The sequence below is a fragment of the Bifidobacterium longum subsp. longum JCM 1217 genome (genome assembly GCF_000196555.1).
Classification (GTDB): domain Bacteria; phylum Actinomycetota; class Actinomycetes; order Actinomycetales; family Bifidobacteriaceae; genus Bifidobacterium; species Bifidobacterium longum.
The window spans coordinates 1,105,129-1,126,078 of the sequence record NC_015067.1; the positions used below are offsets into that span (position 1 = coordinate 1,105,129).

Below are 20,950 nucleotides of genomic sequence, written 5' to 3' on the forward strand. Positions count from 1 at the left end.
GCGTGATGCCGGTGAAAATGATGAAGCCCACCTTGGCCGAGGTTTTCGATTAGCCGTGTTCCGGACCGTCCGGTTCTCCCCCGATGCGATTCGTGCGGCGGTTCACTGCTTGTGCGTCTTCCGGCACAGATCGAGCATGGGGCGCAGGTCCGGGCTGCCGCCCTCGCGTTCGATCCGCACCGTATGCGCGGCCAATGGCAGCAGCCGTTCCAGGTTCGAATCCATGGTCTTACGATTCAGGACACTGTCCCAATCGGTGGTGATGCGGCGGAACGCATTTTGGAATTGCTCCACCACGACGAACCTGTCGACATCGGAACCATACACGATCTCCGGTGTTTCCGGCATGCGCCCCGAAGCGAGCTCATAGTCCCCCGCCTGTCCGTCAAGCAGTCGGGCGAGGACGATGGCGTTGTCTTCGAACCTGTCCGCCGGCAGGCCGAGCGCCCGCATCCCGTTCGTCGCCCACTCATGGTCGACGGAGGGGAGGCGCCATGGGCAGCCGCCTCCGTTCAGATGGAACTCGTACCCGTATACGTCCTTCAGGACCTTCGCGGCGGTCTCCCGAGGATGGTCCTTTTGCATCCGATGCCATGCGCGTAAGGCTTCGCACAGCATCGCGTAACAGCCGTTCAGCTCCTCGTCACGGACGCCCATCGACGGTCCCCCTCCCGTCGGATCCGGCATTCCCGCCGGCAACCAACCTGATTATCGTATCGGCCGTTTGCGCGGATTCGAGCAGCGTCTCCTCGCAATCCGCGAACTCCTCCAGCCGCTCCCAGAACATGTCCAGTTCCGGATCCGGGGCGGGTTCCGGATCGTATTCGAGATCGATGCCCTGTTCGTCGGCCGCCCGCCTCTTGCATCCCTCGAACCATTCCGTCTCCGAGGCCCACAATTCGTAGGCGAGCCGTCGAGCATCCCTGGCCGCCTTCGCGTAGGCGGCCAGGGCCTTCGCCAGTTCGGCGCGCTTGCGCCTGCTTGGTTTGAACAGCCGGTCGACCCTGTCCGCGAACCGGCGCCACTTCAGCTGGTCTTCGAGGGAATCGTCGTCGGGAATGCCGGACATATCCAGGGCGCTCACTTTTTCTCCGATCGTCCGGCCGCGTCGATACTCCGTCCGAGACGGCGGATGTCATCCCGGATGTCGACCGACGCCAGCGAGAAAGCGGCGACCGGTCCGCCGGATACGGAGACCACGTGCAACCCGGACGGGAGCCACGGGACGCCGAACTCCAGCCGGGCGCAGACGAACGCCGACAATGCCGCGGTCAGGGTAATGATGAACGCGATCGCGCCGACAGTCAGCAGACGGCTCGATTTGATGAAACGTATGAAACCATGCATGATTCCTTCCTTCCCCTCTTACCAGCTGCCGGATGCCCCGCCGCCGCCGGATGAGCCGCCGCCGAACGAGGAACCACCGTCTGAAGAGCTTCCTCCGGACCAGCCGCCAGAAGAGGAGCCGAGCGAAGACCACCCGTCATCGGAGGATGAAAGCGACGATGGATGGCCGCCCGATCTGATGAAATCACGGCACACGAGAATGCAGCTTCCGAGAAAGAACACGATGAGCATGACGGCGATCGTGATGCCACCGGCCTGTTCCTTCTTCCGTTGCGCCGTCAGGTATTTCGTGGGGGAACCGTCCTCGATACTGGTTTCGATGCCGTCCACCACCTTGTTGACCCCCTTGCTCCAGTCGCCGTCCTTGTAATCGGAGTGGGCCGTATCGATGATGTCGGCCGCATCCGCATCCGGAATCACGGATTCGAGCCCGTATCCGACCTCGAGACGATCCTTGCGATCTTCGACGGACAGCAGGTAGAGGAGTCCCGTGTCCTTGCCCTTCTCTCCCGGCTTGTATTTGTCGAACAGTTCGGTCGCCTTGTTCTCGATGCTGTCCCCGTCCAATGATTTCAGGGTGACGACCAGCAGCTGGGGTTTGTCCTTGCGTGACTCCCATGATTTGTTCAGGCCGTAGATCCGTTGTTCCGTGGCCTTGTCGAGCACGTCGCCGATGTCCTTGACGAAGATGTTGCCGGCCGGATCATCCGGCGGCACATACGTGCCCGACCTGTCGGAGGCCGCGACGGAACCGCAGCCCGCCAACAGGAGCAGTCCGGCGATGATGCCGGTCATCGCATGGCGTATCGTGCCCCTATTCAAGATTCACCTCCGGAACCTCATCGGAGCCGGCCGGAGCCTCATACTGCTGCAGCTTCTGGAAACCGAACATGCCGGCCACCAGATTCGCGGGGAACGACGTGACCTGGCGGTTGTACGCGTTCACCTGGTCGATGTACCGTTTGCGTTCCACGCTGATACGGTTCTCCGAACCCTCCAGCTGGGTCATCAGTGTCTTCACGTTCTTGTTGGATTCCAGCTGTGGATAGTTCTCGTGGATCGCGTTCACCAGGATCGAGGTCTGTTCGCCCAGCTTCCGGTCGGCGGCGAGCTTGTCGTTCGGGTCGGTCGCGGCGGCGTATGCCTTGCGTGCGTCGGCGATGGCGCCGAACACCTTCTGCTCCTGTTTCATGCTGCCTTTGACCGCGTTGGTCAGGTTGGGGATGAGGTCGTGCCGGCGTTGCATCACGTTCTCCACCTGCGCCCATTTCGCGTCAACGTCGAGTTTGGCGGTGTTCAGCCCGTTGTATGTGCCGCCGAGAATCATCGCGATGATGAGCACGATGGCGACGATGATGCCCGCCGGCATCCACTTCTTCAGAGTCTTGTTATCCATTTTTTCTTCTTCGTGTCTGTTTAGAGGTATTCGTATCTGATCGGCGCCAGTACTCCGTTGCGCGCCAATGCCTCGCACAGCATGTCGTATGTGAGGAACCGTTCCCGCTCATGGAGAATGCTCGGCGGCTCGTCGTACTGGACGTGCGAGCATCCGCTCCAGCAGCCGTGCAGATGCCAGTCCAACGCGGTGAACCAGCGGCCGCACGAGCATTGGGCTTTGAACGGACGCTCCGGATCCGTGGCGCCCGTATCCCGGTGCAGGATGAACGTGGAGAGCTCCCTGGACGGAACGGATTCGCGTCGGACATGCGCACTTGACGTCTTCGTCACCGTTCGTTCCAACTGGTCTTCCTCCATCACCAGAATCGCGCCGCCGAACAGTTGGCTTCCGATAAACGAGCAGATCACGAACGCGGCAACCAGAACGGCAAAAGGGGTTCCCGTCAGGGGGACACAGGCGCCGAACGCCAGTGTCCCCACTGCAATCAGCATCAGAACCGCCCCGGCCTGCGCGAACCGTATGGCATGGGCTGTGTTCCGTTCGATGAGTCCGATGACGGAATCCGGGAAAAAGATGTTCCTCATGATTTCCTCCTTCACGCGTTCGTATGGTCGAGGATCCACCGGGCGACGCTTCGGGCGGTCTCCTCGGGCACGTCCACCTGCATGGAACCGTTGCCGGCCTCCATATAGAAGCGGATGAGCCCGTTGCCCGTGAGCCGGTCGACTTCCAGCAGATTGTCGGCATCCTCGGCACGGCAGTATTCGCTTGTATCGTTCTTCGCCCGTTCGCGCAGATGTTCGGGCAGATATTGGTTGGCGAGAATATCGCGGCGTAGTTCGTCGCTGTCGGTGAATTCCATCGGCTACCCTTTCGAATGTTTCGCGCCCGGCTTCCATACCGGTGTCCCTGGATTCACCGGGGAAACAATCATCCCTTGGTTATCGCGCAGTTCGACGTTTGCCCCGTCGATGTCCAGCGTGCCTTCGACGCGCCGCCCGTTCCGCTTCCATGAAACCCGGTAGGATCCTTTGATTCGGGGGAAACCGGACAACGGGTCCATATATCCGGGTTCGGCGATCGCGAGACCATCGAGATTCCACACGTCGCCCACATACTCGTCCATGGTCTTCGGCTTCGGGCCTCGGGGGCTCCAGTTCTCGGCCGGGGACATGAGCGCGAGGGCGGCGAACGGCAGCAGCACCGATGCGCCGACGAGCCTGACCTCGTCCATCGTGAGATTAGGAAAGCCGTTCCGTGCCATCACCAGGCAATAGGCATACGCCATGAGCGGAATGTCCGCGAGAAAGGCATACCAACCGAGAGCATTCAGGACCCTCAACAGCAATGGCATCCGCGAATGGTCCACCGCCTGAGCGTATTCGACAAGCTCCATCAGCTGAACCTCCAATGCAGTTCGTGCTGGTTTCGCTGGCCGATGAGCCGTACCTTGACTTCGATTATCCTAGTTTCCATGTCTTGGGTTTTCTTCTCTACGAGATTGCTAATGCCGGATTTTCTTGTCACCAGCTGCCGGTTGCTCCGCTGCCAGTGGATGTGCCTCCGCCGAATGATGAAGAGCTGTCGAAGGATGGTGATGGGCCCGTATAAGGCTAGGGGTCATCGTTGATGGAATCATTTTCGGAGGAACGATCGTGCTCCTGTCTGTCCGGTCTCGATGCAAGCGCGACGGCTTGGGTGAGGATTATCGCGTCCCGAGCATCGAATCCACGAGAGGGTGCGGCTTCTGCAATATAGGATGGGTCAAGCGGTGCTCGGCCGGTGTCCGGCTCGGAATGGTCCCGCTGCGCGTTGTCTAGTTCGGAATAATCCGTTTGTTCACTCTTGTCATCTGACTGCAATCCCCATATCAGCAAGAGCACCGAGCCGACCACAACAATCACCACGCCGAGAACCCCGGTCCATGCCGGCATTGGTGCGGGGGTTGTAGCCGACGTTGATGCGGATGAAATCTCGGGCATGTCTTGCACTGTTGAAGCGATATTGTCCAGGACTTTGCTGATGCCGGCGTTCCAGTATGATTTCTTATAGTCCGCATGCCCGGAGTTGATGATGCTCTCGCACGTGGATTGGTTGAATGTCTGTCCAATCCCCGTGCCGACGGTTAGCCGGTCCTTATGGTCCTTGATGGACAGCAGGTATACGAGGCCTGTGTTCTTGCCTTTCATGCCGGGTTTGTACCGGTCGAACAGTTCCTTCGCCTTCCGTTCGATGGGCACACCATCCAAAGTGGAGACGGTGACGACGAGCAGCTGCGGCTTGTCCTCACGTGACTCCCACGACTTATTCAGGTCGTAAACATGTTTTTCAGTTTCAGCGCTGAGTACGTTCGCCTGATCCTGCACGAAGATATTGCCAGCAGAATCGTTCTTCGGAACATACGTATCATCGGTTGCGGCCAATGCCGGCATGGAAATGCCGGCCATGATGAACAGTGTGGCGATGGCCGCGATGATTCCGTTAACCAGTTTGCCCATCAGGTTTCCCCTCGATATGCCTCTTGTTCCAAAACCCGCAGAAAATCTCATATAGCCACCACCTGTGGTCTCTCGCGACTCGTGGATTCCCAGATTCCCATCCGAGCCCACGGCATGCCGGTGTATTTGGATGAAAATATGTCCAGTTCTGCCCATGCGGACCATTGCTCCCGGTCTGGAACCAGTTGGACGGACAGGATAATCGGGATACGGGCGTCACTCTCCCTTACCGTCTCCATCAAAGCTGAATCGTCTTCAAGACCCGGATTCACATGGTCGATAATCAGAAAGGAATCCGGCTCTTCCAAGATGGACGTGGGATCGTTCACCGGAATCACACCTTGCACGGGCTTGGTATAACCTCGATCCACATACCCGTCAAACATATAGACCCGTTGCCCCATTTCGTTGAGACCAGGTATCAGGGTGTGTGTCAGCCACCAGGTCTTGCCGCATCCCGCGCCACCCGTCACCAGTAGGTTCCCATCGGAAACCGGGTTCCATGTCGCAACGCCATCATCGACCAATCCGATTGTGAGGCTTTTCACCATGCGCAGCTCACCTCCATCCAGATAAGCCCGCGCCCGTCCACAATCGATTTGAACTCGTCTATCCGCCAGCGGAGCGCGGCCGAATCGACCTTGAATGATTCAAGCCCGCCGTCGCGCAACGATTCGAACAACGCGTCGGCCTCGGCCCGGGTTCCGAACGGTTCCGGCCATGCGACCCATCGGCCGGGATAATCGGCTAGCCGGCGGGCCAGCTCCTCGTATCGCCTATCGTCCATCGGTCTTCTTCTTGTCATTTGGCTTGTGGTCGCGGACGATGAGGATCATCCAGCCGAAGCACGGGAGCATCCGGTATTCGCCGTACCGGGTCAGGGCGGCCGCCAGGCGTTCCGCGCCGGGGCGGGTGGTCCATTCCTTTGAGTCCTCGTCGTAGTCCTCGGCGATCCAACCCTTCTTCAGCAGCCCGTAATGCGCCTTCTTCCACGCCCAGCTGACGATCGCGCCGAACAGATTGCCCGTCAGATACAGGAGCAGGATTCCCAGTATGATCGCGAACGGGGTGAGCACGCCCCACCAGTACCCGTCCATCAGAACCGCCCCAACCGGTGCAGGGCTTCGACCGAATGGATGCGGGCCTGTTCGCCGCCCGCTCCCCCACTGGCGTTCACGGCCGTCTCGTTTTCGGCCGGCGTGGCGAACGCCGCGGGCTCGTCCCGGCATACCAGGCGGGCGAACGCCCTCGCCTCCCCGTCCGACAGCACGACCCGGCCCTCCGACCCCTCGCGCATGCCGGCGACCGTCCACAGGCCGGACTTCGGATCGCGCCACGCGCGCCCCCATTCGCCGAGGAAATGATATCCCTCCGGAACATGCAGACCCATACGGACCCCTCCTTATTCGAAACGACGATTCCCGGTCGGCGAAGGGTATGCGTCACGTCGGATCCGACCGTCTCCGTGGCGCGGCCGTGCGGATCGGGACGATCCCACGCGGTCAGCGCGCGAGGCCCCGCATCCGGACGGCGGCGATGCGACGGCGCCGCATGTCCCGGCGCGCCAGATCACGCCGTTCCTCCGGGGTCATGCCGCCCCAGATCCCGTACTGTTCGCCCGTCTCCAACGCCTGGCGGAGGCATTCGGCCCGCACCGGGCAGGACAGGCACGCCTGTTTCGCGATCTCGTTGACATCCTCCCCGCGGCTAAAGCCGGGGGATTCCCTTCGCAGATCGGACTCCAAGGGAACTTCCGGCCTGGGTTGAGGGGTTGACGCTTCATCGGGCCGCCAACGCGGCCCTCCACGTCCTAGGCGGTGCCCCCGCCCGTTTGAATCAAAGCACGGCCCAATATGTTCTTGGCCGCGTTGACGTCCGCGTTCGCCTCATACCCGCATTCGACGCAATGGAAGACCGCTTGGCTATCACGGTTCTCCTTGACGCCATTGATACGAACTTTCTGGCTCATCGTGGACCACCTCCTTCCGTTAAGGCTCTATGCGTCCTGGCCTTGGACCCCAGCGCTGAAGCGCGGGGCATGAATTTTTTCGGTCATGCGTCCCGCCTCACGGCGGCGATGGCGGAGCCCAAGGGGCCATGCCCTTCGGCGGGTCGCCCCGGATACCAGACGGCCCAATCGCCCCCGCGCGCCCGCAGTCCGTCCATGAACCGCTCGTACCGTGGCACGCCGGACATGAGCAGGAGCGTGCGGCGCGGAAGCCTAGGGTTCGCGCCCAGCCATGACGCGATGTCCGAGACGACGTGGACCGCGTTGCCCGCCCGGTAACGCCGGGGCGGTGTGTAGTCGGCTCCCCCGCACAGGTCATAACAGTCGACATCCACGTAACGGCCGGCGAACAGCCCCGCTTGCACGCCCACGTAGCCGCCCAGGTCGACGACCGTCCAATCGGCGGGGACGAGCGGCGCGGCCGCCGCGTACAGGTCGGTGAGGCACAGGAACGTCGGGTCGATCTCGATGTCCTCGAAACGTCCGTACCAGCCGTCGATCTGCGCCATGTCGAGCCGGCCGCCGAGCGCCGTGTATTCGTCCGCGTCCACGGCTATTCCTTCCCCGCGCACCAGACGCACCAGCCCGGGACCGCGCTTTCGCAGTCCTCATTGAGCAGGACGCCGCATCCCGTACAGTAGTCGTACATGTCGGAGCTCCAGGCCTGCCCGCATATCGCACCCGCAGCCGGGGACGTCAGGGTCCAATCGGTCCTCACCTCGGCCTGCGGGAGGTCAAAGCCGCCACGGCCGTAGGCGTAGTTTTTCGCCGTCTCGACCAGCAGGTCGAGGTCCGCGCCCGTGCGGGGCGCGCCCAGCACGTCCTCCGTCACGTCACTGCCATCCCAGACCGTGACATCCAGCGTCCGGCCTTTGTTGTCCGTGTATATCATGGGCTTATCCTTTTCTCAGTACGTCCAGCACGTCGTCGGCGCAGGAGGTCATAGTCGCGGGTCAGGTCGGCCACCATGCGCATTGACGCGCAATGCGCGGTCATACGGTCCGCCATGCTCATTTTCCCGTCTCCCATCTCACCGTGTACTCCATGCAAGCCGTGACATCGACGACGACCCCGCACTCGTCGCAGTGGAACCTGTGGGTCTCCCCGTCCAGCATCCCCCAGTCGGCCATGCGCCCATCGATTTCGTTGCCGCATTCCGGGCAAATCAATGCGTCATTCACAATCATCGTCCGTTCGCCCTCTCGTATCGTTCCATGGCCTTTTCGCCCAGTCCGGTCAGCCCGTCGCATCGGATGGTGTCGGGGAACCGGTAGCCGCGTATCACCAGTCCCATGCCTTTCAGGCGCTTGTAGTCCCCGTCGGGCAATGTGACATGCGCCTGCGGGTCGCGTGCGATTCCTTCGAGAAGCCTGTAATCGTTCCCGTTCAATGCGGAAGGCTCGTCCCCGATGGGACCATGCAGTTTGTCGGCGATGTCGGCCAGCGACTTCCTGCGGGCCTGCAGATTATCGGGCAACGGCGTCTCCTCGCCGCCGCACAGCTCCCTCCACTTGTCCGCGATTGCCTTGACCTCGCCCTCGTAGTGGCGGGAGAGCCGTTCGATGACACGCAGACGGTATTCGTTGAACGCGACCTCCTGCCGCGTGAACCCGTCGTAGAAGCCGCCGTCCGGTAGGATACACCGCTCCTCCACGTATTCAAGGTCGGGGATGGAGATGCACGCCACGGCGTCCTCACCCACTGGGTCGGACAGTGCCATGTCCACGCCGATGGCGGCAAGTTCGGCCTGTAGTGTGCGTATGTCCCTCAATGACTGTTCGATTCTCAGCATGGCATTCAGTCCTCGATTCGGTAGTATTCATCGTCGGGGTCGTAGTCCAACGGGGCGCATTCGCAGTCGCCTGCGTAGTGGAAGACGTGGCGGGGCCTGCCGCACATGACGCAACGGTTCAGCACATCGTCCACTATGTCCCTCGCGTCCACGTCTGCCATGTAGCGGCGCGTCCAGTTGGGCTTGGGTGGGTTGTCCCCGTAGATGAGTACACACTCGTTCCATACGCTGATATGGATGATGCCGTCTTCGAGCGTGGCCCTAATCCAGCCGTGATTCGGCATGGAGCCTTCCAGCGAGCTTTTGTCCTCGTTGAATTCGATACCGCATTCCGCCCGCGATAGCCCCTGTTCGAGTCGTTCGATTCTCAGCATCGGGGGACTCCTTTCCCTTTCGCCCCGTGCCATGCGTCCCGGAACCGACGGAGCGTCACTCCCCTCTCAGCACGTCCAGTACGTCGTCGGCGCAGGAGGGCCTCACGGCCGGCGGCCGCGGGTCGGTGCAGCGCTCCGCCAGCGCGGGCGGCAATACCGTGCGCCCGACCGGCACCGGCCTGCCGTCCCCGTCGTGCAGGACGTGGAGCGGGCAGAAGGCGTGGCATTCGCCGTCGTCGCCCTTGATCATCGCCCAGCGTCGCGAGTCGTGCACCGCCGTCTCGGCCGCGTCCTCGTCCGGATACCACATGGCGCCGAACGGCTCGTCGGCGAACACGGCGCCGCAATGCGGATACTCGCAGATGGGAAGCAGGAAGGGATGGTCGGCCGTGACGAGCTCCGAATGGAGCAGGGCGTCGAGCGCGCCCCGCTCGCAGTCGGGATCGGGCAACGGCTCTCCCACATGGCCCTCATAAAACCCCGCCAACGCGGCCGTTTCCGGCACCACACCTTCCGGGTCGTAACGGACAAGCCGGCCGTCACCGTCGTAGAGCAGATGCTCCGGACAGATGCAGACCGGCTCATCGTGCCGGCCGTCCAGCACCAGCCAATCGTCCTCCCACGCCTGGTCGAGGGCCCAGTACGGGTCCGTCCACCACTCGGCCTCGTCCCCGTCGTATTCGTTCCCGCAGCCCGGAAAGGCGCAGACGGGGCGGTGGAAATGCCTGATGTCGTATCGCATGATGTTCTCCGGCTCCCCTCTAATGGCAGTTGGGGCAATACCTAAGATCGCCCTCGTATGCATCGTCCAGGAATGCGCCGCACTCACTGCAACGTTCTTCTTCGCACCAACACTTGTTCGACGCCTGTCCGCAGAACGGGCACCTGTACCAGATGTCCTCCGCGATGGCCTCCGGGTCGGCCGGATCGTATTCGTGCGTCCAATCCGGCTCGGGCATGGAAGTATATTCATACGGGTTATCGCTCCACGCCCTGACAGACACCCTGCCGTCCCCAGCCACCGTGATGCGGGCGAGGCCGGTCTGTTCGCCGTCGAACTGGTCGCGCAGGCCGCATTCCAGCATGCCGTCGTCCAGTCGCGTCCAGTCGCCCTCGTATTCGAGAGCCTTTTCGATTCCGGCCAGCATGTCGACCTTGTCGCTCTTGTCTTCGCCGCACGCGATGCACTCGGTCATCATCGGCTCCTTTCCGTTCATTCGTTCCGGTCGCATGCGTCCCGGCCGCGACGCATGCGACCGGACATGGAATCCCTATCCGACGGCATCGATTGGGCCATGGTCGCCCAAGCCCGCGAACCGCATCCCGAACGCCTGCACCTGGTCGAGGACGAGCGCCGCGCCAGACGCAAGGCGGCCGACGCGGCCTATTACCAGGCGAACAAGGAGCGCATCGATCGGCGCAACAGGGCCTGGCGCGAGGCGAACGAAGAGGAGATGCGCCGGTATGACAAGGCGTACGCGGCCTCGCACCGCGAGGAGCGCCGCGAGGCCGCCCGCCGCTGGCAGGCCAGGTTCAAGGCCGAGCACGGCGTCAGCTACTCCGCCTGGCGGCGCAGGCGCCTGAGGGAGACGGACCCGCAGACGGCCGCCAGCACGCCGCAGACGGCCGCGCCCGCGAGGAACACGGGCGAGAACGGGCAGGCGGCGGCCGATAACAACATCAGGTCGGTCAGCGCCGCGTCGGCGGAACCCCACAGGTCCGGCCGGCGCCTGTGACGGGCCCGGCTCACAGCCAATCGCCCCCGATGACGTTGCCGGACGTGTCAAGCACGCCGTTTTCCACGAGCCAGTCGCGGATGTCCGCGTCGAGGGCGGCCCGCTCCCCTTCGGTCAGCCGCAGGTCGAAACGCCCATCCTCGTCGCCGAGAAGATAGACGCGCAGCTCCGCATGGACGGGGCCGCCCAACCGGCCGCGCGCCACCCAGCGCCAGTCGAGACACGCGATGGCCAGTCCGTCGCGGTCCCCCACGCCGTACGCCCCGAGCGCGCCGCACCGACGCATCCATTCGTCCTCCATGCCGCCCTCATCCAGATCGGCCTCCCAGCCGTCCGGCGCCGTCAGCTCGTACGTATTCCATCTATTCAGTCCGAAATCCATATCCGGCCCCTTTCCTTCCGCCGACAGGCATGCGTCCCAGCCGAAAAACGGAAGGCCCCGTCGCATCCGTTGTCGGATGCGACGGGGCCTTCCGTGTGGAATGGCGCCTACTTGCGCTTGCCGAGGATGGCGAGCGCGATGGCCCCCGCGGCGAGCACCACCACGGCCACCGCAACGACCGCCACTGCGACGCCGGTGGAGGCGAGCCCGTCTTTCGGGGATTCGGCCTTGGCTTTGGCTCCGTTATGGAGATATTGCCCCGGCTTAGCCGGATCAGGCTTCGGCTTCGGGCGCCTCGTCATGGCCTTGACGTCCAGGTCCTCCATGGCGATAAGGATGTTCTTTTGGGCGAGCCTTGTCGTGGTCTTCTCGATCCAGTCGTTCCGACGTCGGACGATACGGCCTTGCAGAGCGTTGAATCGGCTTAGCGTCTTTCGCCTGCGCTTGGAAACGAATTTAGCGGTCCTGCCGCTCCGTGCCTCGTTGACATGGTCCTGCCGGGCCATCCGGCGCTGAAGATACTTCAACCGTTTCAATTCGGCCTTCGACGGCTTCGGCATGTCTTCGAACGTTCCATCAGACGAAGCGAGCGTATGTACACAGCCGCGGTCGAGGCCGATCGCGCCATCACCGGTCCTCGGCAACGGCAATGGCATGTTGACGAACACGAGGCTACGATGGGTCCAATCGACATGGACGCTCGTATACGGCCGTATCTCCTGACCGACACGCACATGGACGATGATGCGCCAATGCGCCTTTTCGCCGGGTTTGACCCATCGCTTCGGGTTCATGCCTGTGATGACGACCACGTCGCTCTTCCGGCCGGTCTTATGGAATATGGCGTTGCCTGATCGGGAGGCGTTGCGCCAGCAGACGAAGCCCAGGCCGCGATGGCGCGACTTGAAGCCGGGGATGCGGCCTCCAATGGTCTTCCTGCGTTTGAGTCCGGCGAACCATTCGGTATTCTCGATCCTGTCCGTGCTGGACAGTATGGGCGCCGGAATGCCCGCCATCCACGAGCATTGAAGACGCGCCTCCCTGTCCGAGATCAACTCAGGTACGTCAGGGCCGCCCAAAGGCTCCTTGACCCAGTCGACGACTTCACCTGTCGCATCGTCTTTGACGGGCACGTTGCGCGTGCGTTGCTCGCGCCTTTGGTTGAATCTGGCGCGCCATCCGTCGCACAGCCACACCATGACGCGCTCGGGATTACGCGTCCAGCATGGGTTGCCGCAGCGGTCCACGCCGAGGAAGACGCTCGCGCCGGTGTGCTTGACGCCATTGATGCGGACCTTCTGGCTCATCGTGGACCACCTCCTTCCGTTAAGGCTTTATGCGTCCCGGCCGCGAACCCCAGCGCTGAAGCGCGGGGCATGATTTTTTTCGGTCATCTCGCACGCGTACGCCCCGTCTCCGACCGGGTAGAAGATGTCGGGATCCAGCCGCGAGCATGCGGCGCGTCCCCTCCAGTCGGGCCCTTTCAAGTCATGCCCCTCCCGGTCGCCGGCGTACGGCCGGTTCGATGAATTCGAGACGGGGCACGGGGCCGCGCGTCCTGTCACGGACCATGCGGATCGCCGTGGCGACCGTCCGCCATGGCAGGCCTGTCCTCGCCGCCAGTTCGGTGGCGCTCATGCCCGCCCTGTGCGCCTCGGCCAGGCGTTCCGATTGCTCATCGTTCACGCGATCTCCTCCAACAATGCGGGCGCGGCCTTGGCGCGCGCCGTCCAATCGTGTATCACCGTGTCCTCGGGCACGCCTTCGACACGCCGGTAGGAGACGGCGAGCCCGCCGTCATGCTCCACGGCGTCCAGGATCACGCCGACGGGAATTCCGGCCGCAATCAGGATGTCGCATGCGATGCCTTTCAGATCACGGCGCGCGAGATGCCGTACGGCCTGCTCGACCCGCTCCTCGCGGTACAGGCCGAGCAGGCTCGTGGGATCGGGACCCTCCATCCCGTCGTCACGCTCCCATGAGCCGTCGTTGAGGACGCGCGTGGCGGGCGCGCCCGACACGACGACCACGCAACGCGACCCGCAGACGAACGCCTCCCTCACGTCCGCCCGGTAGCCGAGACGGTTCAACGCGGGCAGGAGGCTCGCGTAGGAGGCGGACAGTCGTGACGGGCGCATCATCGGCCGTCCTCCCCCATGCGGCGCATGTGGACCGCGCCCCAATGGAAGACCAGCAGCAGGCCGCAGCCGGCGAACAGTACGGACGAGACGGCCATGAGCCATCCATGGGTCTGCCACATGAGCATGCCGCCCGCCACGCACAGTATGACGAGCACCAGATTCGCCATGTGTTCGAATTCGCTTTCCAAGGCCGTCCCCCGTCCCGTATCGCACGTTTCCATGCCCCGCGTATGCGTCCCCGGTCAGCGCCCGTCCGGCCGTATGCGATCGCCCCGACGGGCGGCCATGCACAGGGCTGCGGTGAAGAAGCCAAGGATGAAGCCCGCGAACAGGCATATGACGGCGATCATGATGATGTCCTTTCGTTTTCTCCGGATGCGCGTGCCGCTATGCGACAAGGCAGGCCCATGCCCTCGGACATGGGAGGGTGTTGTTCCGCTTGATTTTCCTTGCGGAGCCGAGCGACGGCCATGATGCTTCTTGCTTCCGGTGATTCCGCCGGACAAAAGGAAATCCGTGAACAAGATCGTGGCCTATCGCTGTATCGTTTTTTTGAGGACCGTCGCCCCCTCTTCTGCGACGATCCACCTGTTTCCGTTGTCTGCTCGGCTGTTTCGGCGGCTTCCGTTCCGCTGAGGTTCACTGGTGGAGGAGTTTTTCGAGTTGGATTTCGGCGATGGCGGCGTTCATGTATCCGCGCGTGTGGAAGTGTTTCGGGTTGAGGCAGCCGATTGTCCATGTGATGCGTCCGGTGGGATTGTCCACGTGGCGTCGTGCCTCCATCGGCCGCCCGCAGTTGGGGCAGAACCAGTCGTTTTTCAATGGTTGTCCTTTCTGTCAGAATCTGAGTGTGATGCCGCCTGGCATAGGGCTGCGGTGAAGAAGCCAAGGATGAAGCCCGTAAACAGGCAGATGATGGCAATTGGCATGGTCTTTCCTGTTTCGTCAGATGGTTTTTGCGATGAGGCTGATTGAGACGATCAGCACGGCCCAGAGGATCGCGATGCCGACCGTCCAACGGTTCAGGTTCCTCTCCGCGACCCCGGAGGTGCCCGCGTTGGCGGTCAGGCCGCCGCCGAACATGTCGGACAGACCCCCGCCCTTGCCCTTGTGCAGGAGGATCAGCAGGGACAGCAGGACGCTCAGGACGGCGACGATGGTTTTCAAGACGATGACGAGAACGGTCATGGGGTTCCTTCGTAATAGAAGACGACGATGATGACGATCAGGGCCGTCAGATACGCGACGGCCCAACGGCGATAGGTGCTGCGATGCTCCGGGTCGTCCGTCCATACGCTCATGAGGAGGAACGCGGACGAGGCGATGAGCATCCATAGCAGCATGGCAAGGATCACGGGATGTGTTACCGTCACCCGAACACCATGAGCGTGAGTTCGCCGAACCCGAGATCCATGCCCGCGGCCAATATCATGGGCAGGATGACGAACACGAATGAGGTGATGCTCCAGGCCGGCCATTCGCGGGCGGCCGGAGTCGCGGTCTTGCGCAGTTCGTCCACGATCTGCCGGCAATATCGGCCTATCGGCTGAAACGGGTCTGATGCCAACGATTTCCTTTCCATGCTTCCTCCTATGCGTCCGGAAAACGGAAAAGCCCCTCCCGCGCGGGAGGGGCGGAACCGTTCCGGCATGAGGAACGGCGGATGGGCCATGCGAGCAAAGGAATTCTTGTCCCGCGACCGGCTCATGCCACCGATCGCAGACTATCTCCCGTTCGGGAACCCGGCGTTTCGCATGTGGCCGCCGGGCCCATCGTGCTTCGACGGGATTCGAACCCGCATCACCCCAAAAACGGGGCATCCTGACCGATTGAACGACGAAGCCATGTTGCGGATACGATGCTGGAGAGGCGGTTCCGTTCAGGCCACTGAGGTGCAGGCCTGCGCCTTGACCATCGTTCCACTCCGCCCCAATATGGCAGCGGGCGGGTGGCGGCGTTGACATCGTATTCGCAAGTTGGGTGCGGAAGCGGGCGCTGCAACGGTTACGGGTCCCAGTTATGAAGAGAACCTACCGTGGCATCGTTCCCTTTCCGGCAGACGTTCGAACCGGATCGGGCGGCGTTGACGCCCGTGTTTCCGCCAGTGCTTTCGCCGGGATTCGAACCCGGACCGGACAGTTCCTTGGATTGTCGCCTCTACCGGTTGGGCCACGAAAGCATGCGCAGGCAATCCGCAGGGATATGCCCGCGCAGTCCACTGTGGATCCGGCCACTCGTGCCGAATCCTGCACTCATGCTTGCGGTGGACGCGCATACTGCAACACGAGGCATGACAGGGATCACAGGGGCTGAACCCCCATGCTCCACCGAGACCGTTCCCACATCCTGTGGGTCGGCTGACAAGAAACGCGGTCGCCCGCGTTCCAGGAAACCTTTCCCGCACTGGGCGGATAGGCTTTATCGGATTCGCACCAACCCTTCCGACAGAGAGCTGTTCGCATCATCCACCCATAGGATGATGGGCGCTGACGATATTCACGTGTCCGTCGAACAAACGGAGGCGTGAACCATCGGACACGACCCGCATGGTCATGACTGCCCCGCCGGGAACTCCCAACGGGCATGGAATCGTATCGAGCGGTGTACGGGAATCGAACCCGCATCATCAGTTTGGAAGACTGAAGCACTGACCATTGTGCTAACACCGCAAACAGGAATCCGCACACCGTATCAGAAGCGGATTCCTTAGCGGACGCCACGGGATTCGAACCCGGATCTCCACCCACAGGGGGTGGCGTGCTGCCATTACACCAGCGCCCCGCACGGGTCATGAACTCCGTGCGTTCGCCTAGCCGTGATTCGTCAGGGTTGAGATCGGCTGGAACTCCGTTGCCCGTATCCGTGGAATGCTTTTTCATTCTGCAGATACCCCTTTCGTCGTGACGGTCAACTGAGACGACGCGCATCGAACGGCAGCACGGTACCGTGCCACCGTGGGTAGGAGCCATTCGCCGGGTCAGCGTCCGGCCCCTCTTAACCGTCCAATGGTTCTATTTTTTTAGGGTGCCGGAACCATCAAAGATATGGCACTCGTGCATTGCGCTGGAATCGAACCAACGACCTTCCCGTTATGAGCAGGGTGCTCTAACCGACTGAGCTAGCAATGCAAAGTGCCCAAGGCCGGAGTCGGACCGGCTGCGCCCGGTTTAGGAAACCGGCGCTCTATCCGTTGAGCTACAAGGGCGTTGCCTCGTAATGCACGAACCGTACGAGGCGCGACGGCGTGAGAGAGAAGAGAAGAGAGAATCCGCTCATTATGGTTGACGGAGTTTTCGTGCGTGCCCTCAACGAGAATCGGACTCGTGGCCTTCCGCTCCGGAGGCGGACGCTCTATCCACTGAGCTACAAGGGCGTGGCGTCGTTTCGCGGCTTGGGTGACGCCTGACCCTGTATGTCCGGTACAACAAACATCGAATCGAGTGTAGAGGGAAAACCGATTCGACGTGCTGCCGCCAAGCTCCTCCTCCTGGATTCGAACCAGGACCAAAGGTTCCAAAGACCCGTGTGCTGCCGTTACACCAAGGAGGAATGCGCGCGAACGCATCGGACACGTATGCCCGACTGCGTTCCGCCATGCCGATCCAACCCGTTTTTTGCCGGCCGGATTCCAGGCCCTATCCCGTGGCCTATCACTGCAGATCGGCTAGCGGATGGTGCGAGAGTCGAACTCGCCAGGGACTTCCGCCCCAACAGTCTTAGCAGGACTGCGCCTTTGCCGCACGGCCCACCATCCATGCCAGTGTTTGCGATTCAGGGGCACACCGGCCAAACCTCGATAAACCCCTCATGGGAACGATTTTCATGCGGGGGTTCGCGGAGTAGGGAGGATTCGAACCTCCGGGGGCTTGCACCCCTGCTGCTTTCGGGACAGTCGCATTCGACCGCTCTGCCACCACTCCACCGATCCACACGAAGGAACAAACTGGTCGACGTATTCGTGCGGATCTCGTGCTCCCGGTGGGATTCGAACCCACGACCATAAGGTTAGAACTCTTCTGCTCTGGTCCGCTGAGCTACGGGAGCAAGGTGGATGCCTACTTCGGTTCAGGAAAAGCGACAACCCTTTTCCAAAGGAGTAATTCGTTTTTTTTGGAATATTGTTGTTACTTAGGCATCCACGTTTTCCGCCTTCTTTTCGCGCGTGGTCTGCGGATACCACCGTATTTGCGATGTTGCGCTTACGCATGGCCTTGTGCCATGCGTCGTGTTCCCGGCAGGCTTCGAACCTGCGCCGAACGCCGTTTAGGGGCGTGCCTCTGCCGGTTGGGCTACGGGAACCTGGCCGACTGTTCCTCACCAAGGTCGACCTTCGTGGCCGATATCAACCTGAGCATCCCGCAAGAGAGAAGGAAATGGGATGCCGGTCATGGGGAAGAATGCGGGGCGATGGCTCCGGTCGAACAGCCGAAGAGAATAGAACATCCTTCAAACGACGATCGGAACCGGGTGGGACGGTATCATTCGGCTTGACGAATCCGTGAGTAGTAAGGAGCCAAACGATACCGTCCTGGCGCGTCGGGTGAGTCTCGACCTCACACCCACCGGTTTTGGAGACCGGTACTCTGCCGTTAAGCTACCGACGCATGTGGAGCAGGAAGCCGAAGATAGGCAGCGGAATAGCTTCCTGCTCCGAGTGCCCTCAACGAGAATCGGACTCGTGGCCTTCCGCTCCGGAGGCGGACGCTCTATCCACTGAGCTACAAGGGCGATGGCACATTTCGTTCCTTTAACGACGTACGCCTGTGCCGGGCCGTGTTCGGCATGGTCCTCATTGATGTCGCTCCGGAGACCATCGCTGCAAAAAGAGCGTCCTCCCCACCCGTCCTGAATGACGGATGGAGGGAATCGGGAGACTGGATTGGGTTTTCACCAGCAACGTCGAGGACAAACGGGAAGGTTCAGATCCCCTCTGGACGTGCCGCATGTTCGGTCGCAAACCACCCTGCCGGGCCATGCTCGCCTTGGGCGTCCCGTTTTCGATACGCCTGTTCAGCCACTCCCATGAAAACGACTCATTGATCGGATGAACCGTTTCGTGCCTCCGTCTGAAATCGAACCAGCATCCACGGTGCTTCAGACCGTTGCTCTACCGTTTAAGCCACAGAGGCGCCGTGCGACGGACCGTCATGGGATCTGGGTTACAGGCCCTTCCCCGGTCCGTCGCACCAGTGTGTTTCCTTCCCCTGTTTCGCGCGCGGCCGGAGGAAGAAGCTGCCGCAGCCTATCTGATAATAGATTGATGCGCTTATGCATGGCGATGTACCAAGCATCGTGCCCCCCGTGGGATTCGAACCCACGACCACAAACGGATTAAAAGTCCGGTATTCTGACCGCTGAACTAGAGGGGCTTTTCTGATATCAAGCAACAGGAAGGAATTTTGAATTGCTTCCAATGCGCTCAGGGAACCTATCGTCGACGTTGAAAATCGAAACCTTGTTTCGAAGATTTCCTGCGGCGATGACCGCATCATTCAGATCTCGATATTCACCACCGTAGAATGTTTCCCCTTTTCGGGTTACATTGACTTGCCATCTTTTATCTTTGTTGGACCAGCTCACATTGAGATGGCCACTCCGTGAATTTGTTGTTGTCGAGATATTTTGACGATTTAATTCTTGGGTGCCGAGTCTCAAGTGATTTGGATTCACACATTTACGATTGCGGCAAATGTGATCAATGATCAAGTCGTCTGGTATGAAACCATTGGCGATTCGATATGCGAATCGATGAGAACCGTAACGTTGGCCTCCATATCCGAATACTCCGTAGCCGCATCTAAGAGAGCCCGTCCATTCCCAACAGCCGTATGTCATCCGCTGGACGTTAGACCAAAATCTGACAGCGTTCTGTCGATCGACTGGCTCATTGATGCTTTTACGTCCTCCACCTTCTTGAATGGGAAGATGAGGTAATAGATGATCAGGATTGAAACAAAGCGGATTTCCACAGATGTCATCCATCCAGTTGCAATCTCCCTCATCACCTTTGAATAAACGATAAGCTATCCTTTTCAGAGGAATGGACTCATTGTTTACATAGATGCACAAATCGGCTCGACTGTTGTCTTTCACGATTACACACCCGTTATCCAATTGAGTGGTGAGCTCATCGAAGTCCTCCACAGAGAAAGACTTGTGATGTCTGAGTCTATGTATCGGCTTCCCTCGATACCACTGCTGATAATGTCCGGTGCAAAATCCTCTTGCGAGAACCTTTTTGGCGCATCCCGGAAAGGTGCATTGTGCCATATATTCCTTTCTCCTTGGGTATAAGAAAAAGAAAGCATGGAGTGTTTCGTTCCGTTTACGGTGTCCACCCACTTCGAGGTCGTGTTCGTTCATGCGTCTCCGGATTCCTCGGCACGAAAATCAAGGAATAATAGATATTGCATCCGGATAGAGCGGATGACGGGGTTCGAACCCGCGGTCTCCTGCTTGGGAAGCAGGCGTGCTGCCACTGCACCACATCCGCGTCGCGGGGGACGGGCCGGCCGGCCCGCTGTCTCGCGTATTCCATTCCGGGGGCGCGCCGTCTTGACATGACGTCGTCCCTCGGAATGTCCGCGCTTACACGCGGCGGCATGCCGCGTGTCGTGGAGCCGGCGGGGTTCGAACCCGCGACCTTCCCGTTGCGGACGGGACGCCCTGCCACTGGGCGACGGCCCCGAAGCGCCCCTGACCCGATTCGAACGGGCGACACCCGGATCCGGAATCCGGTGCTCTGTCCCCTGAGCTACAAGGGCGTGCATCCGCCATGCGACGGCATGCGTCCCCGCACTGGGCGGGGGGGATTAGGGCGGGATCATGGCGCTGGCATGGTCGCGGACGGGAGAATAAAAGAAGAAAGAACCCGTCTCGCATGCCATCGTTCCCGCACGCGCGGAGAGAAGAGTCCGGCGTCGCGTGCGGGCGGCGTTCACGCCATGAGCCGCTTCGAGCCCCGGGCCGGACACGATCCGGCGACCTTCCGCTTACGAGGCGGACGCTCTACCGGTTGAGCTACCGGGGCGGATGCCGGAAACCCCCGGCCGTCCGGCGACGGCCCCCACGCGCCCGTCACGGGCCATGGGGCCGGACCGGGAGGCGGGCATGCCGTCGTCCGGTCCGAGGGGCGCGCCGTTTCCGCGGCACGGGCCTGCGCGCCATGGAGGAGTCGAACCTCCGTCTACGGTTTTGGAGACCGTGTGTTTTAGCAAGTTGGCGTCCGCTTTGTGAGCGGTGTTTTTCCGCAGTGTAGGCAGCGGGTTTTCCG

Annotated in this window: 34 protein-coding genes and 21 tRNA genes; 2 read left to right on the forward strand and 53 right to left on the reverse strand. The window is 61.4% G+C overall.

Features of this window, described 5'->3' with window-relative positions:
• Positions 1 to 102: 102 nt before the first annotated feature.
• The 8 genes from BLLJ_RS04705 to BLLJ_RS04740 are packed head-to-tail and all read right to left on the reverse strand — an operon-like array spanning position 103 to position 4,142.
• The gene (locus BLLJ_RS04705) at positions 103 to 657 is read right to left on the reverse strand and encodes a hypothetical protein (protein WP_032740738.1); all 555 of its coding nucleotides are present in this window, start codon (positions 655 to 657) and stop codon (positions 103 to 105) included.
• Positions 644 to 1,084 (reverse strand): hypothetical protein, encoded by a 441-nt coding sequence (locus BLLJ_RS04710; RefSeq protein WP_016507636.1) that lies wholly within the window; start codon positions 1,082 to 1,084, stop codon positions 644 to 646. The genes BLLJ_RS04705 and BLLJ_RS04710 overlap by 14 nt, the downstream gene beginning before the upstream one ends.
• Positions 1,081 to 1,347 carry a hypothetical protein gene (locus BLLJ_RS04715; RefSeq protein ID WP_013582631.1) on the reverse strand — a complete coding sequence of 89 codons (267 nt, stop codon included), beginning with the start codon at positions 1,345 to 1,347 and terminating at the stop codon, positions 1,081 to 1,083. The genes BLLJ_RS04710 and BLLJ_RS04715 overlap by 4 nt, the downstream gene beginning before the upstream one ends.
• Before the next feature lie 18 nt (positions 1,348 to 1,365).
• Complete coding sequence (locus BLLJ_RS04720; RefSeq protein ID WP_013582632.1) at positions 1,366 to 2,142, reverse strand: TPM domain-containing protein; 777 nt, start codon at positions 2,140 to 2,142, stop codon at positions 1,366 to 1,368.
• 19 nt (positions 2,143 to 2,161) lie between these two features.
• Positions 2,162 to 2,743: a LemA family protein gene (locus tag BLLJ_RS04725; protein ID WP_013582633.1), complete on the reverse strand. Its 582-nt coding sequence runs from the start codon at positions 2,741 to 2,743 to the stop codon at positions 2,162 to 2,164.
• A 20-nt stretch (positions 2,744 to 2,763) separates the two neighbouring features.
• A complete protein-coding gene (locus BLLJ_RS11415) occupies positions 2,764 to 3,330 on the reverse strand; it encodes a hypothetical protein (protein ID WP_013582634.1) in 567 nt (188 codons plus the stop codon).
• Between the two features lie 11 nt (positions 3,331 to 3,341).
• Positions 3,342 to 3,608 carry a hypothetical protein gene (locus BLLJ_RS04735; RefSeq protein WP_013582635.1) on the reverse strand — a complete coding sequence of 89 codons (267 nt, stop codon included), beginning with the start codon at positions 3,606 to 3,608 and terminating at the stop codon, positions 3,342 to 3,344.
• A gap of 3 nt (positions 3,609 to 3,611) precedes the next feature.
• The gene (locus BLLJ_RS04740) at positions 3,612 to 4,142 is read right to left on the reverse strand and encodes a hypothetical protein (protein WP_013582636.1); all 531 of its coding nucleotides are present in this window, start codon (positions 4,140 to 4,142) and stop codon (positions 3,612 to 3,614) included.
• 14 nt (positions 4,143 to 4,156) lie between these two features.
• On the opposite strand from BLLJ_RS04740, the gene BLLJ_RS04745 reads away from it, so the two are divergent.
• Entirely contained in the window at positions 4,157 to 4,357 is a 201-nt protein-coding gene (locus tag BLLJ_RS04745; RefSeq protein ID WP_007054993.1) for a hypothetical protein, read from the forward strand.
• A 2-nt stretch (positions 4,358 to 4,359) separates the two neighbouring features.
• Here BLLJ_RS04745 and BLLJ_RS10025 read toward each other — a convergent pair whose 3' ends face one another.
• The 14 genes from BLLJ_RS10025 to BLLJ_RS04805 form a co-directional block, all read right to left on the reverse strand.
• Positions 4,360 to 5,295 carry a TPM domain-containing protein gene (locus tag BLLJ_RS10025; RefSeq protein ID WP_158305763.1) on the reverse strand — a complete coding sequence of 312 codons (936 nt, stop codon included), beginning with the start codon at positions 5,293 to 5,295 and terminating at the stop codon, positions 4,360 to 4,362.
• On the reverse strand, positions 5,292 to 5,795 hold the full coding sequence (locus BLLJ_RS04755) for a DEAD/DEAH box helicase family protein (RefSeq protein WP_016507639.1): 504 nt from the start codon (positions 5,793 to 5,795) through the stop codon (positions 5,292 to 5,294). The genes BLLJ_RS10025 and BLLJ_RS04755 overlap by 4 nt, the downstream gene beginning before the upstream one ends.
• Positions 5,789 to 6,031 (reverse strand): hypothetical protein, encoded by a 243-nt coding sequence (locus BLLJ_RS04760; RefSeq protein ID WP_013582639.1) that lies wholly within the window; start codon positions 6,029 to 6,031, stop codon positions 5,789 to 5,791. Before BLLJ_RS04760 ends, BLLJ_RS04755 begins: the two co-directional genes overlap by 7 nt.
• Positions 6,021 to 6,341 carry a hypothetical protein gene (locus BLLJ_RS04765; protein ID WP_016507640.1) on the reverse strand — a complete coding sequence of 107 codons (321 nt, stop codon included), beginning with the start codon at positions 6,339 to 6,341 and terminating at the stop codon, positions 6,021 to 6,023. The genes BLLJ_RS04760 and BLLJ_RS04765 overlap by 11 nt, the downstream gene beginning before the upstream one ends.
• Positions 6,341 to 6,634 carry a hypothetical protein gene (locus BLLJ_RS04770; RefSeq protein ID WP_013582640.1) on the reverse strand — a complete coding sequence of 98 codons (294 nt, stop codon included), beginning with the start codon at positions 6,632 to 6,634 and terminating at the stop codon, positions 6,341 to 6,343. The genes BLLJ_RS04765 and BLLJ_RS04770 overlap by 1 nt, the downstream gene beginning before the upstream one ends.
• Positions 6,635 to 6,746: 112 nt before the next feature.
• Positions 6,747 to 6,989 carry a WhiB family transcriptional regulator gene (locus tag BLLJ_RS04775; RefSeq protein WP_050496084.1) on the reverse strand — a complete coding sequence of 81 codons (243 nt, stop codon included), beginning with the start codon at positions 6,987 to 6,989 and terminating at the stop codon, positions 6,747 to 6,749.
• A 65-nt stretch (positions 6,990 to 7,054) separates the two neighbouring features.
• Positions 7,055 to 7,213, reverse strand: a complete 159-nt coding sequence (locus tag BLLJ_RS11420; RefSeq protein ID WP_013582641.1) for a zinc ribbon domain-containing protein — start codon at positions 7,211 to 7,213, stop codon at positions 7,055 to 7,057.
• Between the two features lie 83 nt (positions 7,214 to 7,296).
• On the reverse strand, positions 7,297 to 7,803 hold the full coding sequence (locus tag BLLJ_RS04780) for a hypothetical protein (protein WP_013582642.1): 507 nt from the start codon (positions 7,801 to 7,803) through the stop codon (positions 7,297 to 7,299).
• 2 nt (positions 7,804 to 7,805) lie between these two features.
• Positions 7,806 to 8,144, reverse strand: a complete 339-nt coding sequence (locus BLLJ_RS04785; protein ID WP_013582643.1) for a hypothetical protein — start codon at positions 8,142 to 8,144, stop codon at positions 7,806 to 7,808.
• A 118-nt stretch (positions 8,145 to 8,262) separates the two neighbouring features.
• On the reverse strand, positions 8,263 to 8,439 hold the full coding sequence (locus BLLJ_RS11040) for a hypothetical protein (protein ID WP_016507642.1): 177 nt from the start codon (positions 8,437 to 8,439) through the stop codon (positions 8,263 to 8,265).
• Entirely contained in the window at positions 8,436 to 9,044 is a 609-nt protein-coding gene (locus BLLJ_RS04790) for a hypothetical protein (RefSeq protein ID WP_013582644.1), read from the reverse strand. The genes BLLJ_RS11040 and BLLJ_RS04790 overlap by 4 nt, the downstream gene beginning before the upstream one ends.
• Before the next feature lie 5 nt (positions 9,045 to 9,049).
• A complete protein-coding gene (locus BLLJ_RS04795; protein WP_013582645.1) occupies positions 9,050 to 9,418 on the reverse strand; it encodes a hypothetical protein in 369 nt (122 codons plus the stop codon).
• 55 nt (positions 9,419 to 9,473) lie between these two features.
• Positions 9,474 to 10,160, reverse strand: coding sequence for a hypothetical protein (locus tag BLLJ_RS04800; RefSeq protein ID WP_032740741.1), 687 nt, complete (start codon positions 10,158 to 10,160; stop codon positions 9,474 to 9,476).
• 19 nt (positions 10,161 to 10,179) lie between these two features.
• Entirely contained in the window at positions 10,180 to 10,617 is a 438-nt protein-coding gene (locus tag BLLJ_RS04805) for a hypothetical protein (protein ID WP_117823616.1), read from the reverse strand.
• 63 nt (positions 10,618 to 10,680) lie between these two features.
• Between BLLJ_RS04805 and BLLJ_RS04810 the strand changes: the two genes are divergently transcribed.
• Positions 10,681 to 11,154, forward strand: coding sequence for a hypothetical protein (locus BLLJ_RS04810; RefSeq protein ID WP_013582648.1), 474 nt, complete (start codon positions 10,681 to 10,683; stop codon positions 11,152 to 11,154).
• Between the two features lie 10 nt (positions 11,155 to 11,164).
• On the opposite strand, the gene BLLJ_RS04815 is transcribed toward BLLJ_RS04810, so the two are convergent.
• From BLLJ_RS04815 to BLLJ_RS10925, 31 genes are all read right to left on the reverse strand, one after another.
• A complete protein-coding gene (locus tag BLLJ_RS04815) occupies positions 11,165 to 11,536 on the reverse strand; it encodes a hypothetical protein (protein ID WP_013582649.1) in 372 nt (123 codons plus the stop codon).
• Positions 11,537 to 11,643: 107 nt separating this feature from the next.
• Positions 11,644 to 12,843, reverse strand: coding sequence for a transposase (locus tag BLLJ_RS04820; protein ID WP_013582650.1), 1,200 nt, complete (start codon positions 12,841 to 12,843; stop codon positions 11,644 to 11,646).
• A gap of 181 nt (positions 12,844 to 13,024) precedes the next feature.
• On the reverse strand, positions 13,025 to 13,222 hold the full coding sequence (locus tag BLLJ_RS04825) for a hypothetical protein (RefSeq protein WP_013582651.1): 198 nt from the start codon (positions 13,220 to 13,222) through the stop codon (positions 13,025 to 13,027).
• On the reverse strand, positions 13,219 to 13,719 hold the full coding sequence (locus BLLJ_RS04830; protein ID WP_230473309.1) for a hypothetical protein: 501 nt from the start codon (positions 13,717 to 13,719) through the stop codon (positions 13,219 to 13,221). The genes BLLJ_RS04825 and BLLJ_RS04830 overlap by 4 nt, the downstream gene beginning before the upstream one ends.
• A complete protein-coding gene (locus BLLJ_RS04835) occupies positions 13,674 to 13,898 on the reverse strand; it encodes a hypothetical protein (protein WP_231837337.1) in 225 nt (74 codons plus the stop codon). Before BLLJ_RS04835 ends, BLLJ_RS04830 begins: the two co-directional genes overlap by 46 nt.
• A 418-nt stretch (positions 13,899 to 14,316) precedes the next feature.
• A complete protein-coding gene (locus BLLJ_RS04840; protein ID WP_032740746.1) occupies positions 14,317 to 14,499 on the reverse strand; it encodes a hypothetical protein in 183 nt (60 codons plus the stop codon).
• 123 nt (positions 14,500 to 14,622) lie between these two features.
• Positions 14,623 to 14,865: a preprotein translocase subunit SecG gene (secG, locus tag BLLJ_RS04845; RefSeq protein ID WP_013582655.1), complete on the reverse strand. Its 243-nt coding sequence runs from the start codon at positions 14,863 to 14,865 to the stop codon at positions 14,623 to 14,625.
• Positions 14,862 to 15,050 (reverse strand): hypothetical protein, encoded by a 189-nt coding sequence (locus BLLJ_RS04850; RefSeq protein WP_032740749.1) that lies wholly within the window; start codon positions 15,048 to 15,050, stop codon positions 14,862 to 14,864. Before BLLJ_RS04850 ends, secG begins: the two co-directional genes overlap by 4 nt.
• A complete protein-coding gene (gene secE, locus BLLJ_RS04855; protein WP_032740751.1) occupies positions 15,047 to 15,259 on the reverse strand; it encodes a preprotein translocase subunit SecE in 213 nt (70 codons plus the stop codon). The genes BLLJ_RS04850 and secE overlap by 4 nt, the downstream gene beginning before the upstream one ends.
• Positions 15,260 to 15,450: 191 nt before the next feature.
• Positions 15,451 to 15,521: transfer RNA gene (locus BLLJ_RS10910), tRNA-OTHER, on the reverse strand.
• A gap of 261 nt (positions 15,522 to 15,782) precedes the next feature.
• Positions 15,783 to 15,856, reverse strand: a tRNA-Leu gene (locus BLLJ_RS10915).
• Between the two features lie 418 nt (positions 15,857 to 16,274).
• A tRNA-Gly gene (locus BLLJ_RS04860) sits at positions 16,275 to 16,346 on the reverse strand.
• 41 nt (positions 16,347 to 16,387) lie between these two features.
• Positions 16,388 to 16,457 (reverse strand) — tRNA-OTHER (locus BLLJ_RS04865).
• Positions 16,458 to 16,731: 274 nt separating this feature from the next.
• A tRNA-Ile gene (locus BLLJ_RS04870) sits at positions 16,732 to 16,805 on the reverse strand.
• Between the two features lie 4 nt (positions 16,806 to 16,809).
• Positions 16,810 to 16,882 (reverse strand) — tRNA-Arg (locus tag BLLJ_RS04875).
• 95 nt (positions 16,883 to 16,977) lie between these two features.
• Positions 16,978 to 17,050: transfer RNA gene (locus BLLJ_RS04880), tRNA-Arg, on the reverse strand.
• 105 nt (positions 17,051 to 17,155) lie between these two features.
• Positions 17,156 to 17,226: transfer RNA gene (locus BLLJ_RS04885), tRNA-Gln, on the reverse strand.
• A 119-nt stretch (positions 17,227 to 17,345) separates the two neighbouring features.
• Positions 17,346 to 17,431, reverse strand: a tRNA-Ser gene (locus BLLJ_RS10920).
• A gap of 81 nt (positions 17,432 to 17,512) precedes the next feature.
• A tRNA-Ser gene (locus BLLJ_RS04890) sits at positions 17,513 to 17,597 on the reverse strand.
• 50 nt (positions 17,598 to 17,647) lie between these two features.
• Positions 17,648 to 17,721 (reverse strand) — tRNA-Arg (locus BLLJ_RS04895).
• Positions 17,722 to 17,903: 182 nt separating this feature from the next.
• Positions 17,904 to 17,976, reverse strand: a tRNA-Leu gene (locus BLLJ_RS04900).
• 230 nt (positions 17,977 to 18,206) lie between these two features.
• Positions 18,207 to 18,281, reverse strand: a tRNA-Trp gene (locus BLLJ_RS04905).
• Between the two features lie 51 nt (positions 18,282 to 18,332).
• Positions 18,333 to 18,405 (reverse strand) — tRNA-Arg (locus tag BLLJ_RS04910).
• 329 nt (positions 18,406 to 18,734) lie between these two features.
• Positions 18,735 to 18,806 (reverse strand) — tRNA-Phe (locus BLLJ_RS04915).
• A 164-nt stretch (positions 18,807 to 18,970) separates the two neighbouring features.
• Positions 18,971 to 19,046: transfer RNA gene (locus BLLJ_RS04920), tRNA-Lys, on the reverse strand.
• 10 nt (positions 19,047 to 19,056) lie between these two features.
• Positions 19,057 to 20,040 carry an HNH endonuclease signature motif containing protein gene (locus BLLJ_RS10420; RefSeq protein WP_080557736.1) on the reverse strand — a complete coding sequence of 328 codons (984 nt, stop codon included), beginning with the start codon at positions 20,038 to 20,040 and terminating at the stop codon, positions 19,057 to 19,059.
• A 58-nt stretch (positions 20,041 to 20,098) separates the two neighbouring features.
• Positions 20,099 to 20,170 (reverse strand) — tRNA-Gly (locus tag BLLJ_RS04930).
• A 122-nt stretch (positions 20,171 to 20,292) separates the two neighbouring features.
• Positions 20,293 to 20,364 (reverse strand) — tRNA-Ala (locus BLLJ_RS04935).
• A gap of 4 nt (positions 20,365 to 20,368) precedes the next feature.
• Positions 20,369 to 20,441 (reverse strand) — tRNA-Arg (locus BLLJ_RS04940).
• Between the two features lie 193 nt (positions 20,442 to 20,634).
• Positions 20,635 to 20,707, reverse strand: a tRNA-Thr gene (locus BLLJ_RS04945).
• Positions 20,708 to 20,836: 129 nt separating this feature from the next.
• Positions 20,837 to 20,901: transfer RNA gene (locus BLLJ_RS10925), tRNA-OTHER, on the reverse strand.
• Positions 20,902 to 20,950: the final 49 nt, after the last annotated feature.